The organism is Hymenobacter canadensis, assembly GCF_027359925.1.
Lineage (GTDB): Bacteria > Bacteroidota > Bacteroidia > Cytophagales > Hymenobacteraceae > Hymenobacter > Hymenobacter canadensis.
The window spans coordinates 601,561-615,416 of record NZ_CP114767.1 but is presented as its reverse complement, the minus strand read 5'-3'; the positions used below and the strand labels follow the sequence as shown (position 1 = coordinate 615,416).

Annotated in this window: 14 protein-coding genes; 6 read left to right on the top strand and 8 right to left on the bottom strand. The window is 64.3% G+C overall.

Features of this window, described 5'->3' with window-relative positions; genetic code table 11:
• Positions 1 to 81: 81 nt before the first annotated feature.
• Together O3303_RS02670 and O3303_RS02665 are read left to right on the top strand one after the other, a co-directional pair.
• Positions 82 to 1,548 carry an O-antigen ligase family protein gene (locus O3303_RS02670; RefSeq protein ID WP_269560525.1) on the top strand — a complete coding sequence of 489 codons (1,467 nt, stop codon included), beginning with the start codon at positions 82 to 84 and terminating at the stop codon, positions 1,546 to 1,548.
• Between the two features lie 129 nt (positions 1,549 to 1,677).
• Positions 1,678 to 2,493 (top strand): class I SAM-dependent methyltransferase, encoded by an 816-nt coding sequence (locus O3303_RS02665; protein ID WP_269560524.1) that lies wholly within the window; start codon positions 1,678 to 1,680, stop codon positions 2,491 to 2,493.
• Between the two features lie 122 nt (positions 2,494 to 2,615).
• On the opposite strand, the gene O3303_RS02660 is transcribed toward O3303_RS02665, so the two are convergent.
• From O3303_RS02660 to O3303_RS02635, 6 genes are all read right to left on the bottom strand, one after another.
• Positions 2,616 to 3,851: a PP2C family protein-serine/threonine phosphatase gene (locus O3303_RS02660; protein WP_269560523.1), complete on the bottom strand. Its 1,236-nt coding sequence runs from the start codon at positions 3,849 to 3,851 to the stop codon at positions 2,616 to 2,618.
• 129 nt (positions 3,852 to 3,980) lie between these two features.
• Positions 3,981 to 5,171: an ABC transporter permease gene (locus O3303_RS02655; protein ID WP_269560522.1), complete on the bottom strand. Its 1,191-nt coding sequence runs from the start codon at positions 5,169 to 5,171 to the stop codon at positions 3,981 to 3,983.
• Positions 5,172 to 5,173: 2 nt separating this feature from the next.
• A complete protein-coding gene (locus O3303_RS02650) occupies positions 5,174 to 5,431 on the bottom strand; it encodes a MarR family transcriptional regulator (RefSeq protein ID WP_269560521.1) in 258 nt (85 codons plus the stop codon).
• 64 nt (positions 5,432 to 5,495) lie between these two features.
• Complete coding sequence (locus O3303_RS02645; RefSeq protein ID WP_269560520.1) at positions 5,496 to 6,020, bottom strand: c-type cytochrome; 525 nt, start codon at positions 6,018 to 6,020, stop codon at positions 5,496 to 5,498.
• Positions 6,021 to 6,155: 135 nt separating this feature from the next.
• On the bottom strand, positions 6,156 to 7,364 hold the full coding sequence (locus O3303_RS02640) for a glycosyltransferase (RefSeq protein ID WP_269560519.1): 1,209 nt from the start codon (positions 7,362 to 7,364) through the stop codon (positions 6,156 to 6,158).
• Positions 7,361 to 8,422, bottom strand: coding sequence for a lysylphosphatidylglycerol synthase transmembrane domain-containing protein (locus O3303_RS02635; protein WP_269560518.1), 1,062 nt, complete (start codon positions 8,420 to 8,422; stop codon positions 7,361 to 7,363). The genes O3303_RS02640 and O3303_RS02635 overlap by 4 nt, the downstream gene beginning before the upstream one ends.
• A gap of 95 nt (positions 8,423 to 8,517) precedes the next feature.
• Here O3303_RS02635 and ruvC point away from each other — a divergent pair, with 95 nt between their 5' ends.
• Both ruvC and O3303_RS02625 read left to right on the top strand, forming a co-directional pair.
• Entirely contained in the window at positions 8,518 to 9,147 is a 630-nt protein-coding gene (gene ruvC / locus O3303_RS02630; protein ID WP_269560517.1) for a crossover junction endodeoxyribonuclease RuvC, read from the top strand.
• 77 nt (positions 9,148 to 9,224) lie between these two features.
• Positions 9,225 to 9,443, top strand: coding sequence for a KTSC domain-containing protein (locus tag O3303_RS02625; RefSeq protein WP_269560516.1), 219 nt, complete (start codon positions 9,225 to 9,227; stop codon positions 9,441 to 9,443).
• Positions 9,444 to 9,446: 3 nt separating this feature from the next.
• Here the strand turns inward: O3303_RS02625 and O3303_RS02620 are convergent, their stop codons facing one another.
• Both O3303_RS02620 and O3303_RS02615 read right to left on the bottom strand, forming a co-directional pair.
• Positions 9,447 to 10,523, bottom strand: coding sequence for a tetratricopeptide repeat protein (locus tag O3303_RS02620; protein WP_269560515.1), 1,077 nt, complete (start codon positions 10,521 to 10,523; stop codon positions 9,447 to 9,449).
• Positions 10,524 to 10,587: 64 nt separating this feature from the next.
• Entirely contained in the window at positions 10,588 to 11,379 is a 792-nt protein-coding gene (locus tag O3303_RS02615) for a PhzF family phenazine biosynthesis protein (protein WP_269560514.1), read from the bottom strand.
• Between the two features lie 129 nt (positions 11,380 to 11,508).
• Between O3303_RS02615 and O3303_RS02610 the strand changes: the two genes are divergently transcribed.
• Together O3303_RS02610 and O3303_RS02605 are read left to right on the top strand one after the other, a co-directional pair.
• Positions 11,509 to 12,057 carry an RNA polymerase sigma factor gene (locus O3303_RS02610; RefSeq protein ID WP_269560513.1) on the top strand — a complete coding sequence of 183 codons (549 nt, stop codon included), beginning with the start codon at positions 11,509 to 11,511 and terminating at the stop codon, positions 12,055 to 12,057.
• Positions 12,054 to 13,832 carry a porin family protein gene (locus O3303_RS02605; protein ID WP_269560512.1) on the top strand — a complete coding sequence of 593 codons (1,779 nt, stop codon included), beginning with the start codon at positions 12,054 to 12,056 and terminating at the stop codon, positions 13,830 to 13,832. Before O3303_RS02610 ends, O3303_RS02605 begins: the two co-directional genes overlap by 4 nt.
• Positions 13,833 to 13,856: the final 24 nt, after the last annotated feature.

Here is a 13,856-nt window from a genome sequence, read left to right as displayed (position 1 = left end):
GGTTATTCATCAGCTTAACCTCCAATCACCAAGCCCTATTCCCTATTTCCTAAGCCCCAAGCCCTATTCCCTAAGCCCTAAATGAAATCCCTGTCCTCCCTGCGGCCGCAATTCACCGACCAGCGCCTGTTTATGGCGTTTGTGGGGCTGTTGCTGAGCTGTGGAGCCGCGGCGATGCTGCGCTCGTCGGGATGGCTGGCGCTGCCGGTAGCGGCGCTGGGCGTGGCCGTGCTGCTCGTGGACTGGCGCTGGGTGTACTACATCCTGCTCGCGACGCTGGCCTTTTCGGTGGAGGTGGCGCTGCCCGGTGGCCTGAGCATGGACGTGCCCTCGGAGCCGCTGCTGCTGGTGCTGCTGGTGTGCTTTGTGGTGAGCGTGCTGCTGGGTGGCAGCCAGGTACCGGCCCGCGTCTGGACGCACCCGCTGGTGGTGCTGATGGGGCTGGCGCTGCTGTGGTCGGTGGTGAGCACGGCCTTTTCCGTGAACACGCTCAAGTCGGTGAAGTACCTACTGGCCAAGACGTGGTACATCGTGCCCTTCGTGTTCGTGACGCTGGCCGTGGTGCGCCGCCCCCAGGACATCTGGCGGCTAGTGGCCCTGTTTGCGGCGGGCGTATGCGCCACCGTGGTGTACACCATGCTGCGCCACGCCGCCAAGGGCTTCGGCTTCGACTCCATCAACTGGGCCATTCAGCCCTTCTACCACAACCATGTGCTGTACGCAGCCACGGCGGCGCTGCTGGTGCCGCTGGCCTTCTACGCCGCCCGCGACGCCACTTCCCGCGGCGCGCGCTGGCTCTGGTACGCGGTGGTGCTGGTGGCGGTGGGCGGCGTGCTGCTCTCCTACACCCGCGCCTCCATGCTGTCGTTGGTGGTGGCCGGGCTGTACTACGGCATCATCCGGCTGCGCCTGACGCGGGTGGTACTGATCGTGGCCAGCGTGGGCACGCTGCTCACCACGGCCTACTTCGTGCGCGACAACACCTACATGCTGTACGCGCCGGAGTTCGAGAAAACCATCTTCAACGGCGGTAACTTCGAGAAACACCTGGAGGCCACCTACAAGCTGCAGGACGTGTCGGGCATGGAGCGGGTGTACCGCTGGGTGGCGGCGGCCCACATGATTGCCGAGAAGCCCTTGACCGGCAGCGGCCCGTCCACGTTCTACCCCGAGTACAAGCGCTACACCGTGCGCGGCTTCCGCACCTACGTGAGCGACAACCCGGAAAAGTCGACCACCCACAACTACTTCCTGCTGCAGCTGGCCGAGCAGGGCGTGCCGGGCTTTCTGTTGTTTGTGGCGCTGGTGTTCACGGCGTTGCTGCTCGTGGAGCGCCTCTATCACCGAGCCCGGACCGCCCAGCACCGCCGCCTGATCATGGCCGCCGGCCTGTCGTTGGTCATCACCGTTTTTCACCTGCTGCTCAATGAGCTGGTAGAAGTCGATAAAATCGGCTCCTTCTACTACATCTCCCTAGCCATCCTGATCCGGGTGCAGCTCTGGATGGAAGACGACGAGCAGGCCCAAACGGCACCGGCGCAGCTCTAGCAGCCTGGCCGACTCCTACGCCCTTATTCTGTACATGCCGGGCCTGAGTATAGCGGCAGTTGTCGTTTAGCATGTACCTTCGCCGGGCCGGCAAGGCCTGAAACTATTTCCTTTCTTTTGCGACTGACAATGACGGTTAACGAATTCTTTGAGCTGTTTCTGGACGAACTACGCAGCAATCAGCACCTGACCAGCTACTATAAGTTTCTAGAAAATCCGGCCAGCTTCGAGTTCCGCAAGTCCTACGTCACGCAGCGCCTGCACTACATCCTCGACCACCTGCCCAGCACCGAGGCCGCCATCTGGGACTGTGGCTGCGGCTACGGCACCACCGCTATTTTCCTAGCCCTCAATGGCTACAAAGTGCACGGCACCACCTTGGAGTTCTACTTCAAGCACATTCCGGAGCGCCTGCAGTACTGGTCGCAGTTCGGCGACGTGTCGGGCTTCACCTACAGCTACGAGAACCTGTTCGACTCGCCCCCGGCGCCGGCCTCCTACGACCACGTCATCATCCAGGATACCCTGCACCACCTGGAGCCGTTGCAGGATGCGCTGCGCATCTTCCACTCGGCCCTGAAGCCGGCCGGCAACCTGATTATCGTGGAGGAAAACGGCGGCAACGTGGTGCAGAACCTGAAGCTGTATCTGCGCCGCGGCAACAAGCGCATCATCGAAATCTACGACGAGCAGCTGCAGAAGAACATCCTGCTCGGCAACGAGAACATCCGCGACCTGGCCACCTGGCGCCGCGAGCTGGCCAAGCAGCACCTGCACATCTACCCCGCCGACGTGCAGTACATCCGGCTGTTTCCGCCATTCATGTTCAAAAACGGCAACTCCCAACAGCTCATGGCCCGCGAAGGCCGCCTCTGGCGCAGCAACTCACTGCTCAAGGAAAACCTGTTCTTCGGCCTGAATTTCGTGGCCGGGAAGGCGAAGTAAGGCCCCCTAGGAGTAAGGCCCCACAGGCCGTCATACAGAGCGGAGCGAAGCATCTCGCCAGTGTAGTAATTCTACCACACTGGCGAGATGCTTCGCTCCGCTCTGCATGACGGGCTATTTCTCTACTTAAACCGGCAGCTCAGAATCGTCACGTCGTCGGCGAACTGGCTGCCGTTGACGTTGTAGGCCTTGATAGAGGCCAGCAGCTCTTCGTGCAGGCGCTTGAGGGGCAGGTAGCGGTTCTGGGCCAGCAGAGCCAGAATTCCTTCTTCGCCGAACTCTTCCTGGTTGGCGTCGAACACCTCGGTCAGGCCATCGGTGTAGTTGAGCAGCAGGGCGCGGCCGGGAATGTGCACCTCCCCCACTTTCAGGCCGGGTAGCTCGTCCATCACGCCCAGCATGATGGTGCCTTCGCGCAGGCGCTCCACCTGCCCCGAGTCGGATACCAGCAACGGGTCGTTGTGGCCGGCATTCACGTACTGCAGCACCCGGGTGGTGCGGTCGTAGATGCCGAAGAACACGGTGATGAACTTGTCGCCGCCAGCGTTGCGGAAAATTAGGTTGTTGAGTTCCTGCGCGACGGTAGCCAAGTCTACCTGCTGGCGGAGCAGCGTGCGCAGCCCGGCCTGGAAGTTCGACATCAGCAACGACGCCGCCACGCCCTTGCCCGACACGTCGGCCACGCAGAACAGGAAGCGGTTGGCGTCGATGTCCACCACGTCGTAGTAGTCGCCGCCGACGGCCGTGTGGGGCACGTAGGACGCGGCCACGGCCACGTGGGCGTCGTTGGGTAGCGTGCGCGGAAACAGCATGGTCTGTACTTCCTGCGCAATTTCAATTTCCTTGCGCATGGCTGCCGCCGCAATCCGCTGCCGGCCCAGGCGCCGGTTGTCGATGGCCCCAAGCAGAATGTTGCTGAGTGTTTCCAGGAACTTAGCCGCTTCGCCGCTGGCGTAGTCTTCGTGCACGTTACCGATGAACACGTAGGCCACCACCTCGTCGTTGCGCACCACCGGAATGGCCGTTTCCAGCAGATTCCACTCGGCCCCCAGGCCCAGGCCGGCCACGGCCGCCGGCTGCCCCATGGCGCCACGCAGCACCTCCTCGGGCAACAGAATGCGCCGGAAATCGGGCAGCATGGCCCCAAACGACACCACGCATTGCCACTGGCCTTCTTCCTTCACGTAGAGCACCAGCCGCCGGATATTGAGCTGGCCAAGTAGCGTAAACTGGAATATTTTGTAGAGCGCACCCTCGCTGTGGTCTTGGTTGATGGCCTGCGTGATTTCCAGCAAGGCTCCCAGCTCCCGGTCTTTCAGGAAAAGGCGCTTTTCAGGCGTAAGCGTAGAGTTGGGCATCAGAGTAGCTGAGTAATGGAGTAACTGAGTAGAGAGTAGTTGAGCAGAGTAACTGAGTAGTAGAGTAACTGAATAAAGATTCTCTGGCAGAACGGTTTACTCAGCTACTCCACTACTCAGTTACTCTGCTCAACTACTCCCCAGAGGGGTTTTGGGGTCGTAGGCGTCGCGCAGGCCGTTGCCGAGCAGATTGAAGCTGAGCACCAGCAGGCTGATGGCTAAGCCCGGCAGCAACGTCAGCCAGAGGCCAGCTTCGGTGCCCAAGAGTTGGAAGCCTTCGTTCACCATCAGGCCCCACGACGGGGCCGGCGGCTGCACGCCCAGCCCCAGGAAGCTAAGGCCGGCTTCGAGCAGAATGGCTGCCGCGAAATTACTGGTTGCAATGACAATCAGCGGCCCGGTCATGTTGGGCAGCAGGTGCCGGATGATAAGGCGGCTTTGCGGCAAGCCCAGCACACGGCCGGCTTCTACAAAAGTTTTTTCGCGCAAACTCAGCATCTGGCCGCGTACCACGCGGGCCACGTCCACCCACATAGTCAGGCCCACGGCCACAAACGAGGTCCAGACGCCCTTGCTGTCGAGGGCCAGCGAAATGGCGATGACCAGCATGATGCCCGGAATGCTCCACACCACGGTCATCACGCCCAGCAGCAGCGAGTCCAGCCAGCCGCCCACGTAGCCAGCTACGGCGCCCACGGCCATGCCCAGCACCACCGAAATCAGCACCGCTACCAGCCCAATCCCGAGGCTGACGCGGGTACCCAGCAGCAGCCGGCTCAGCTCGTCACGGCCCGATTTGTCGGTACCCAGCCAGTAGGTGCGCGGCCCGATGCGTTCCTGCGCCACCAGCTGCTGCAGCTCGGCGCGGGTGCCGGGTTGCCCCGCCACTTCGGCCAACGAATAGCGGCGGGCCTTGTCAGCCAGGGCTGAGTGGTTTTGGTAGGGCTCGATGAACATGGAGTCGCCCTGGAAACGGTAGCCGCCGATGGGCACCTCCTGGTAGCGCGGGGCCCGGCCCGAAGCCCAGGTCCGGAAAATGTTGTCGGAAGCCGTGCGGATGGAGTCCCGGATGGGCAGGCGCAGCACCGTGGCCCGGAAGCCGGGCGGTTCTTTCTGCAGTTGCACGAGGCTGTTGTTGGCGTTGGGCGAGTTGTCGGGCAGCACCCAGTAGCCCAGCACCGCAATAAGGGCACAAAGCACGATAAAGCCCAGCCCGGCCATGGCCGGGCGGTTGCCGAGCAGCCGCTGGCGCACGTAGTAGCCCGGCGACCGGGCTGCGGCGGCAGCCGTGGCGGCTTGCGTGAGCGTGGAGCCGGCCACGGCTATCGGGTGTTGTGCTGCAGCAGACCTTCTTTGGAAGCCAGAAACAGGCAATCCTGGCTGAGCGCCCCAAACGAGCTTTCCTCGTAGGCCAGCTCGGTGTCGGGGTCGGGCCAGTAGCTGCGGATAAGGCCCTGTTCCAGCAGCACGCGCAGGTTTTGGGTCAGCTCGGCGGCCGGCAACCCGGTTTTCTGGAGTAGCGTGGCAAAAGGCGTGACGAAATACAGTTCGTCGAGAATATCAAATTCGGGGTCAGTCACGGGGAAGAGCTAGCTGTGGGAAGGGCAAATGTAGCGGAGCGGGGTGGCTTTTCGGCGGTTTTTGTCAGTCGACCACCACCAGACCCGGGCCAGCCGCCGAGGCAGCACCCTCCTGCGAACGAACGTAAAGCAGGATCTGGCGGATTTCGTCGTCGCTGAGCTGGAAGCTGGGCATCTGCTGCTTCTGATATTGGTTGTAGATTTTCACGGCGTACTCGTCGCCGCTGGCCACCACTTTACTGGAGTTTTTGACCCAGGGAATCAGCCAGCTTTCGGAGCGGCGTTTGGCGAGTCCCGCCAGCGCCGGGCCCACTACCACGTCGTTGATGGCGTGGCACTGGGCGCAGTTGCCTTTGAATAGGGCGTCGCCGGCAGCAACGGCGGCCGGGTCGGTGCCGGGTGGCAGCGGTATAGTGGCCGGGCGCGGGGCCGCACGTAAGGAGTCGCCGGCCAGCTCTACTACGTCATTCTCCAGGCTCAGTGGCTCCTCATGCAACAACCCCGTCATGCTCATCAGAAATACCCCAATCGTGACAACGAGCAGCCCCAGGGCCGCTGGGAACACTAGCTCCAACCAGTTTCGGTTCATCGATATAATGAAATAGAACAGGTAACCGCCGCTTTGCCGCCAGAAAACCCGGCACGCGCGACGCAGGCAGCGCACCATCGGCCGCCCTGTTGAAGTACGCTCCCGGCGGCCACAAACCCAACCTAATTCCGGCCTTTATTTCACCGGGCGACCTTTCCAGACGTAGCCGCCGCGTAGGCCGGCCAGCCCCACCAGCAGCGCGTACGGCGCGTAGAGCAGCTGCAGCACCGGCACCCAGCGCAGCCAGCGCCGCTGCCCCAGAAACTGCAGCACCGGCGCCAGAAACCAGAAGTCGGCGCCCAGCTTGAGGGCCCAGGCGGCGACCACCCAGGGCGCCAACGCCGGTTGCCAGCCCAGCGCCAACAGGCCGGCGGCCAGCGCCACATTGGCCAGCAGCACCAGCACCGCCAGCCGCTGCGACGGTGCGTGCCGGTAGTGCCGCCACTTGCTGGCCCAGCGCACCCGCTGCTGCAGCAGCGCCGCCAGCGTGGCCGGCCCGGCGGTGCGCACAATGGCGGCCGGGTGCTTCAGAAACCAGATGCTGCCCGGAAAGGCCGCGTGGAGCTTGTGCAGCAGGAATTCGTCGTCGCCGCTGGGCAGGTGCTCGTTGCCGGCGAAGCCCTGCACGGCCGCAAAGGCATCGGGGCGGTAGGCCAGGTTGGCGCCGTTGCACATGGTGGGCGTGCCGGCCGCAATGCCCGCGGCTCCGGTGCCCACCAGCCCGGCAAACTCCAGCCCCGACAGCTGCTGCAGCCACGTATCAGCGCCCGTCAGCAGCACCGGCCCGCTCACGAAGCGCACCTCGGGGCCGGCCTCTGCCAGCAGGGCGGCGTAGCTACGGAGCCAGTCGTGACCCACGCGGCAGTCGGCATCGGTGCAGACCACCCACGGGGCGCGCGCCTGCGCCAGCGCTACCTGAATGGCGGCTTTCTTCCCCACTCCGGCCCCGGGCACGGCAGCTAGCCGGATAAGGCGCAGCTCGTAGGGCGCGGCAAAATCGGCCACCACTGCCGCCGTGTTGTCGGTGGAATGGTCATCGACAACCAGCACTTCAAAGGTTTCGGCCGGCACCGTTTGCCCAGCCAACTGATGCAGCAGGTGCGGCAGGTTGGCGGCTTCGTTGCGGGCCGCAATCAGCACTGAGAAGCGCAGCGGCGCGGCCTGCCGGCTGTTTTCCGCAGCCGCAGCCTGTTCCGGCAACGGGCCTCCCCTATCCAAGCTCCCAAGCCCCCAAACCCCCAGGTCCCTGACCGGCAGCTGCTGCCAGGCCCGGCGGAAGCCGAGCATCCGCAGCGCGTAGAGCAGCGGCGCGGCTAGCAGCAGAATCCCGGAGAGTGTGCTCATACGGCCGGCGGCGTTGGAACAGAATCGGCTTTGCGGCGCTTGCGCAGCACTTTCAGGCGCAGCACAAACAGCAGTCCGGTGGCGCTGGGCAGGGCAATATTGAGAATCCAGAGGCTGAGGCTGGCGCTGAGCACGGGCAAGGCCGGCTCGCCCAGCAGCCCAAACAGGTGGGTGGCCGACAGCTCGCGCACGCCTACGTCGGCCAGGGCGTTGAGGGAGGGCACCAGCGACTTGAGCAGGAACGTGCCTGCCACCGCCGCCGCGCCCGGCCCCAGCGCCGCCTGGGCTCCGTAGGCCTTCAGCAGCAGCCCAAACTGCGCGCAGAACACCGCGTACCGCAGCCCCGATAACGCCAGCACCGCGTGAATGGCCGGCGCCCTGTAGGTGGGCATCACGGCCAGAAACCGCCGGAACCGCCGCAACGGCCGCACCGCCATCAGCACGGCCAGCAGCAGCCGGGAGCGGTAAAGCGGCAGCAGCACGGCCGCGTTCAGCAGCACAGCCGCCACCACCGCCCCCAGTTCGCTGGCCGGATAATCATGCAGGTAAAACCTCAGCAGAAAGTACAGCAGGCCCACCGAACCGGCCAGCACCGTGACCACCAGCTGGGCATAACGGCCCAGAAACACGGCCCCCAGCGCATCGAGGCGGCGGCTTTTGAGCTCGATGATGCGGCCGGCGTAGTCGCCGACGCGGTTGGGCGTGACGAAGCCCAGCGTGAGACCCACCAGCACGGCCCGGAAGCTGCGACGGAACGATACCGGCTCCAGGTGCCTAGCCAGGCGCCACCATTTCCAGGCCTCCACGCCCCAGTTCACGGGCACCAGCGCCAGCGCCAGCAGCACCGGCCCGCGCCCGGCCCCCGTGAAGGTGGCCGCCAGCAGCGCGCGCCAGGCCGCTGCCGTGGCGCCGTCGGCAAATACGGAGTGGTAGAGCAAACCCAGGGTGAGGGCCGTGATAAGCAGCTTGCCCGCCACCACCAGCCCCTGCCCCCGGCGGGCGGCAGCTACCGGCTTTTTTTCCGGCTTTTGGGCGTAGTTTTGCAGATGCTGGGGCAAGAGGCGGGACGTTTTCGGTTGAGAGCGGCAAGTTACCGACGAAAATCAACGCCAGGCTTTCTACCTCCTGTTTCTGCGCCCCGTTTGCCTCGCCCATGATCCTGCCCCTCGCTCCTACCGACCTCATGCCCAAGATTATCATGGGCGTCGACCCCGGCACCAACCTGATGGGTTACGCCGTGATTGAGGTGCAGGGCCAACGGGTGCGCATGCTGGAGTACGACGTCATTGATATGCGCAAGCTGGGCACCAACCACGCCCTCAAGCTCAAGCGCATCTTTGAGCGCATGACCGAGCTCATCGACGAGCACCTGCCCGACGAGCTGGCCATCGAAGCGCCGTTTTTTGGGGTGAATGTGCAGAGCATGCTCAAGCTGGGCCGGGCGCAGGGCGTGGCTATTGCCGCCTGCCTGGCCCGCCAGATTCCGTACGTGGAATACGCGCCCACCAAGGTCAAGCAGGCCGTAACCGGCTCGGGCAACGCCAGCAAGGAGCAGGTGGCCCACATGCTCCGCCAGACCCTGAAGCTGCCGCCTATCGAGGAAGCCCCCAAGTTCCTGGATGCCACCGACGCGCTGGCCGTGGCCATGTGCCACCACTACCAGAAGGGCAACAACGTGAAGGCCGGCAACAAAAGCTGGGGCAAGTTCCTGGCCGACAACCCCGACAAGATGGCGGCCACCACGACTATTAAAAAGCCGGTTCGCAAGAAGCCCGCGGCTTAAGTTTGGTTGTCAGTAATATGGTATCTGTTGAGTTTTTTGATAATTATAGAGCTGACAACGAACAACCAAACGTCCTTATGCAGCGCCGCCCTGTCCGTTCTACTTCCCTGAAAGCCGTGGGCTACGACGCCGCCACGCAGACGCTGGAAATTGAGTACCGCCACGGCGGGCTGGTGCGCTACACCGGCGTGCCGCCCGCCGTTCACGCGGCGCTGCTGCAGCTACCCAACAAGGCGCTGTTCGTGGAGCAGGTGCTGGACCGCAACGACTACGGGCGCGAGCAGCTGCGCGGGTAGCGGCTACTTTGGCCAGATGTAGGTGCGCGACCATTCCTGCAGCGCCTGCACCTGCGTGGGATGGGCGCTGAGCCAGGCTTTCACGTCCGGCGTAGCCTCGGCGCGCGACGCCTGCACGGTATAGGCTAGTGCCGGCAGATGGCCCTGCTTTTCCATAGCCACGAAATACGGCACGTAGTATTGCCACACGAAGCCTTCCTGCTGCTCGGGCTTGCCCTCTGCTAACCCCTTGCATAGGGAGCTGAGCTTTTCAATAAGCCGTTCGGTTGGCGCCTTGCTCTTGTTTTTCTCGTCGTAGTCCAGCGCCGTAGCCATGGTGAGCAGCATATCGGCCTGGCCGAAGTTGTCGGGCTGGCTTTTCTTGCTGTTCACCTGTTTCAGCACATCCGCCGACATATTGATGCTGATGCTGTTGTCGCCGGTTTGCTTGACGCCTTGCCCTACCAGCCGGTCGAGGCGGGCGAGGCTGGCAACGGCGCGCGGGCCTTCGGGCTCCAGCTGCAACAGCCGCAGAGTTTCCAGCAAAGACGCCACGCGGTTGCCTTGTATGGCCGTCAGCGTCGCCAGAATAGAATGGGAATTGGCGTGCTCCGGCCGGCACCGCACCGACTGCTGCATGCTGGCAATGGCCTCGGCCGGCTGATCTAGCCCCTTGGCCTGCGTGATGCCCAGGTTGAAATAAAGCGGGCCGTCGTTGGGGTATTTCTTAAGGCCTTCCTGGTATACTTTGGCGGCGTCTTTGGGCTTTTTGAGGCCGTCGAGGGCGTTGCCGTAGGTACTGTAGAACGAGGCATCGGGCTTGGGCTCCTGCTTCAGGATTTCCTTGCACAGCGCTACGGCTTCCGCGTTGCGGTCCTGGGTATTGTAGGTCATGGCCAGCTCGTAGCGGGCGGTGGTGTTGGCCGGATCCTGCTTCAGCGCTTCTTTGTAGCGCAACACGGCTTCGTCGTACTTACCTTGGTCGTGGAGCGCCACGCCCTGTTTCACCAGCTCCTGGCTGGCAGGGGTCTGGGCTGATGCAAATTGAACAGACAGGCTGAGCCCCAGGGTCAGCAATGAACGGGCATATCGGTTAGACATACTGCAAAAATGACATGGTGGAAATTATCATCTAAAGGCATACTGCCGGCAGTCGACAGCTCTATTACAGCTCAATCTCGCCCCGCAGATACGTAACGGCGTGGCCGCTCATCAGCACCCGCTCGCCGCGCAGCTCGCACCATAGGTCGCCGCTGCGGGCTGATACCTGGCGGGCGTGCAGGTGCAGCTTACCCAGGCGCTCGGCCCAATAGGGCACCAACGTAGTGTGGGCTGAGCCGGTCACCGGATCTTCGGGCACGCCCACCCGAGGCCCGAAAAAGCGCGACACGAAATCCGCCCCATCGGAGCCGGGGGCGGTGGCAATAACGGCCCGGTACTCCACTTTAATGAGGTGTGCCATGTCAGGCTTCAGGGCCCGCACTTCGGCCTCGGTGGCGAATACGCACACCAGGTCGGGACCGGCCAGCAGCTGCAGCGGCGTGGCGCGCAGGCCATCGAGCAGGCCGTCGGGGTGCTGGCTGATGGGGTGCGGCGGCCGGGCCGGAAAGTCGAGGGTGAGCATGCCGGCTTCGGCCTGACTCACGCGCAGCGGACCGCTTTTCGAGTGAAACACGATTTCCGCGCCTGTAAAGCCCAGGTGCCGGTACAGCACGTGGGCCGAAGCCAGGGTGGCGTGGCCGCACAGCTCTACCTCCACGGCCGGCGTAAACCAGCGGATTTCGAACTCGCCATCGGGTTTCGGCACGAAGAAGGCTGTTTCGGCCAGGTTGTTTTCGGCGGCTATGGCCTGCATGGTTTCGGCGGGCAGCCAGCTTTGCAGCGGGCACACGGCGGCGGGGTTGCCGGCAAAGGGCCGGTCAGAGAAGGCATCAACTTGGTAGATGGGCAGCGTCATGGAGGCGAATGTAGCAGTTTATGCCGCTTTTTTTGGGGCGCACGCAACCCTTGCTAGCGGCAGCCGGTCATGGGGGCAGAAACCGGTTACGCTGATTGTTTATTCGCTATTTCTCCGCCTACCCCGCGCATGCCGCAGCCCCTTACTGATATACTGGCCGACTGCCGGCGCGGGAGCCCCGCGGCTCAGCGGGCGCTCTACGAGCGGCTGGCCTACCAGCTGATGGGGGTGTGTTTGCGCTACTGCCCCAGCCAAGCCGAGGCGGAGGATGCCCTGCAGCTCACGTTCATCAAAATTTTCACCCGCCTCGACCAATACCGGGAGCAAGGGCCTTTTGAGGCCTGGGCACGCCGGATTGCGGTCAATACCTCGCTAAATGCCTACCAGCAGCACCGCCAGCGGGCCCCGCAGGTAGACTACGAGGCCGCCGCCAACATGCCCCACCCCGACGGCACGGCCCTCGACCAGCTTTCCGCCGATGAGGTGGTAGCCCTCATCAACACCCTGCCCTCAGGCTACCGCACGGTGCTCAACCTCTACGCCATCGAAGGCTACTCACACCAGGAAATAGGCGAGCTGCTGGGGATTTCGGAGGGTACTAGCAAGTCGCAATTGTCGCGGGCGCGGCGGCTGCTGGAAGAACGCCTACTGGCCAACAACAACTTCACATTGTCATGACGGAGCGCGAATCAGAAGAGTTGTACGAGGAACTGCGGCGCAAGCTGGAGGGCTACGGCAGCACGCCCCCGCCCGACATGTGGGCGGCCATCCAGCGGCAGCTGCCTCCGGGCGCGCCGAAAGGGCCTGCCCAGCCACTGCCCCGCCCGGCTTTGCGGCGGCGCTGGGCGCTGGCATTGCTGCTGCTTATAGGCGTAGTGGTGGTAGTGGGCGTGCTGGCCATTCGGCCGGCTTCCCGTCCTGAAGTAGCCACTCTTCCAGCTGCTCATAATGAAAAGGATGTGCTTGGCCGCTTGGCAACTGCGGCTGATGCTTCCCAGCCGGCTGCTACTCCGCAACCAGATACACACACCTCCTCAACCAGCCAATTGGCCTCTCCCGCCGATGCTGCTGCCAACGGCCGCTTTGACGCAGCCGAGGCAAAATCCGCTGCTCCCGCAATGCCAGAGGCTTCTTCTGGCTCCGTTGCGGCGGCCTCTGCGGCGACGGCGGCAGCTTCGCAATGGCCGGCTGCGGGCCGCCCGCAGCCCGCGGCCTTGGCCGGCACCGTTACGGCGGCTGCCCCGCGGCGACAGCGCACCGGTAGCCGCTTTGATTCGCAGCTGCTCCGCAATACGCAGCCATTGCAGCCGGCCATCGGCAGCGCCAGCGATGCACCGGGGCAGCAACCCGCCCGCCATGCCGGCCAACCAGCGCCCACCAGCTCCTCCGGGGTTGCTGCTCGCTCACTGGCGGCTGCTCTGCTACCCGACTCCAGTATTTCGTCGGCGGAAGCAGCCCGGTTGCTGACTGCGGCGGCCAATGCGCCGCAACCCGCCACCGCTACGGCCCGGATGCAGCCTGATTCCGCTGAAAACCGCCGCCTACAAACAGATGAAGGGCAGCAAGCCGTTGCCGGCAGTCTTCGCTCCACGATACCCGCATCACAGGGGAGCGCTGGTATTCGGCAGCCAGCCACTGATTTGCATCTGGCGTTGCTGTTTCCCGTTGGCAACCTGCTACCACGGGCGGCGCAGGTGCTGCCATTCGCCGCCGCGTTGCCGGCCGTGCAGCCGGTGGCGGTAGCGCCGCAGGTGCCGCGCCCGGCCAGCCGCTGGGCAGTGGAGCTGCTGGCGGGCCCGGCTATCAGCTACCGGCGCCTGGAAGCCTCGGACTCTGCCAGCCTCAGCACACTGGAGCGGCCGGCCCTCACCTTTGCCGGCCAGATGCAGGTGCGCTACACCCTCACGCCCCGCCTGAGTGTGAGTGCGGGCCTGGGCTATGCCACCTACGGCACCCGCCTGAACCTGCTGCTCCAGCCCCCGCGCGATACAAGCAGTGCCCTCCGGCCCGCGCAACCTCTACAGCAGCGCGACACCTACCGCTACTTCACGCTGCCGCTGCAGGCGCAGTACCGGCTGGGCGGCCAGACGCGGCTCCGCTACGGCCTGACCGCCGGGGCGGCCCTGGAAATGTACGCCGGCGGCCGTACCAGCGGCAGCACCGCCTGCACCTGCAGCCAGCAACAGACCTGGTCGGCCACGAACAGCCCGTACCGGCGACTGGGCGTGAGCCTGACGGCGGGCCTGGATGTGCGCTACGCCCTCACACCCCGCCTGCATCTGCTGCTGCAGCCTACCGGCCGCTACGGGCTAGTTTCTATTGTGGCGCCTGGCACTACCGCGCCTTCGCCGATTCCGCCACCGGGCGGCAATCCTCTTCCTCCTACTACCCTTCCAGCCCGCCACCCGTTTGCGGCCGGCTTGCTCACGGGCTTCTCTTTCGACCTGCGCTAAGGCCACCCGACTGGCCACCGGGCC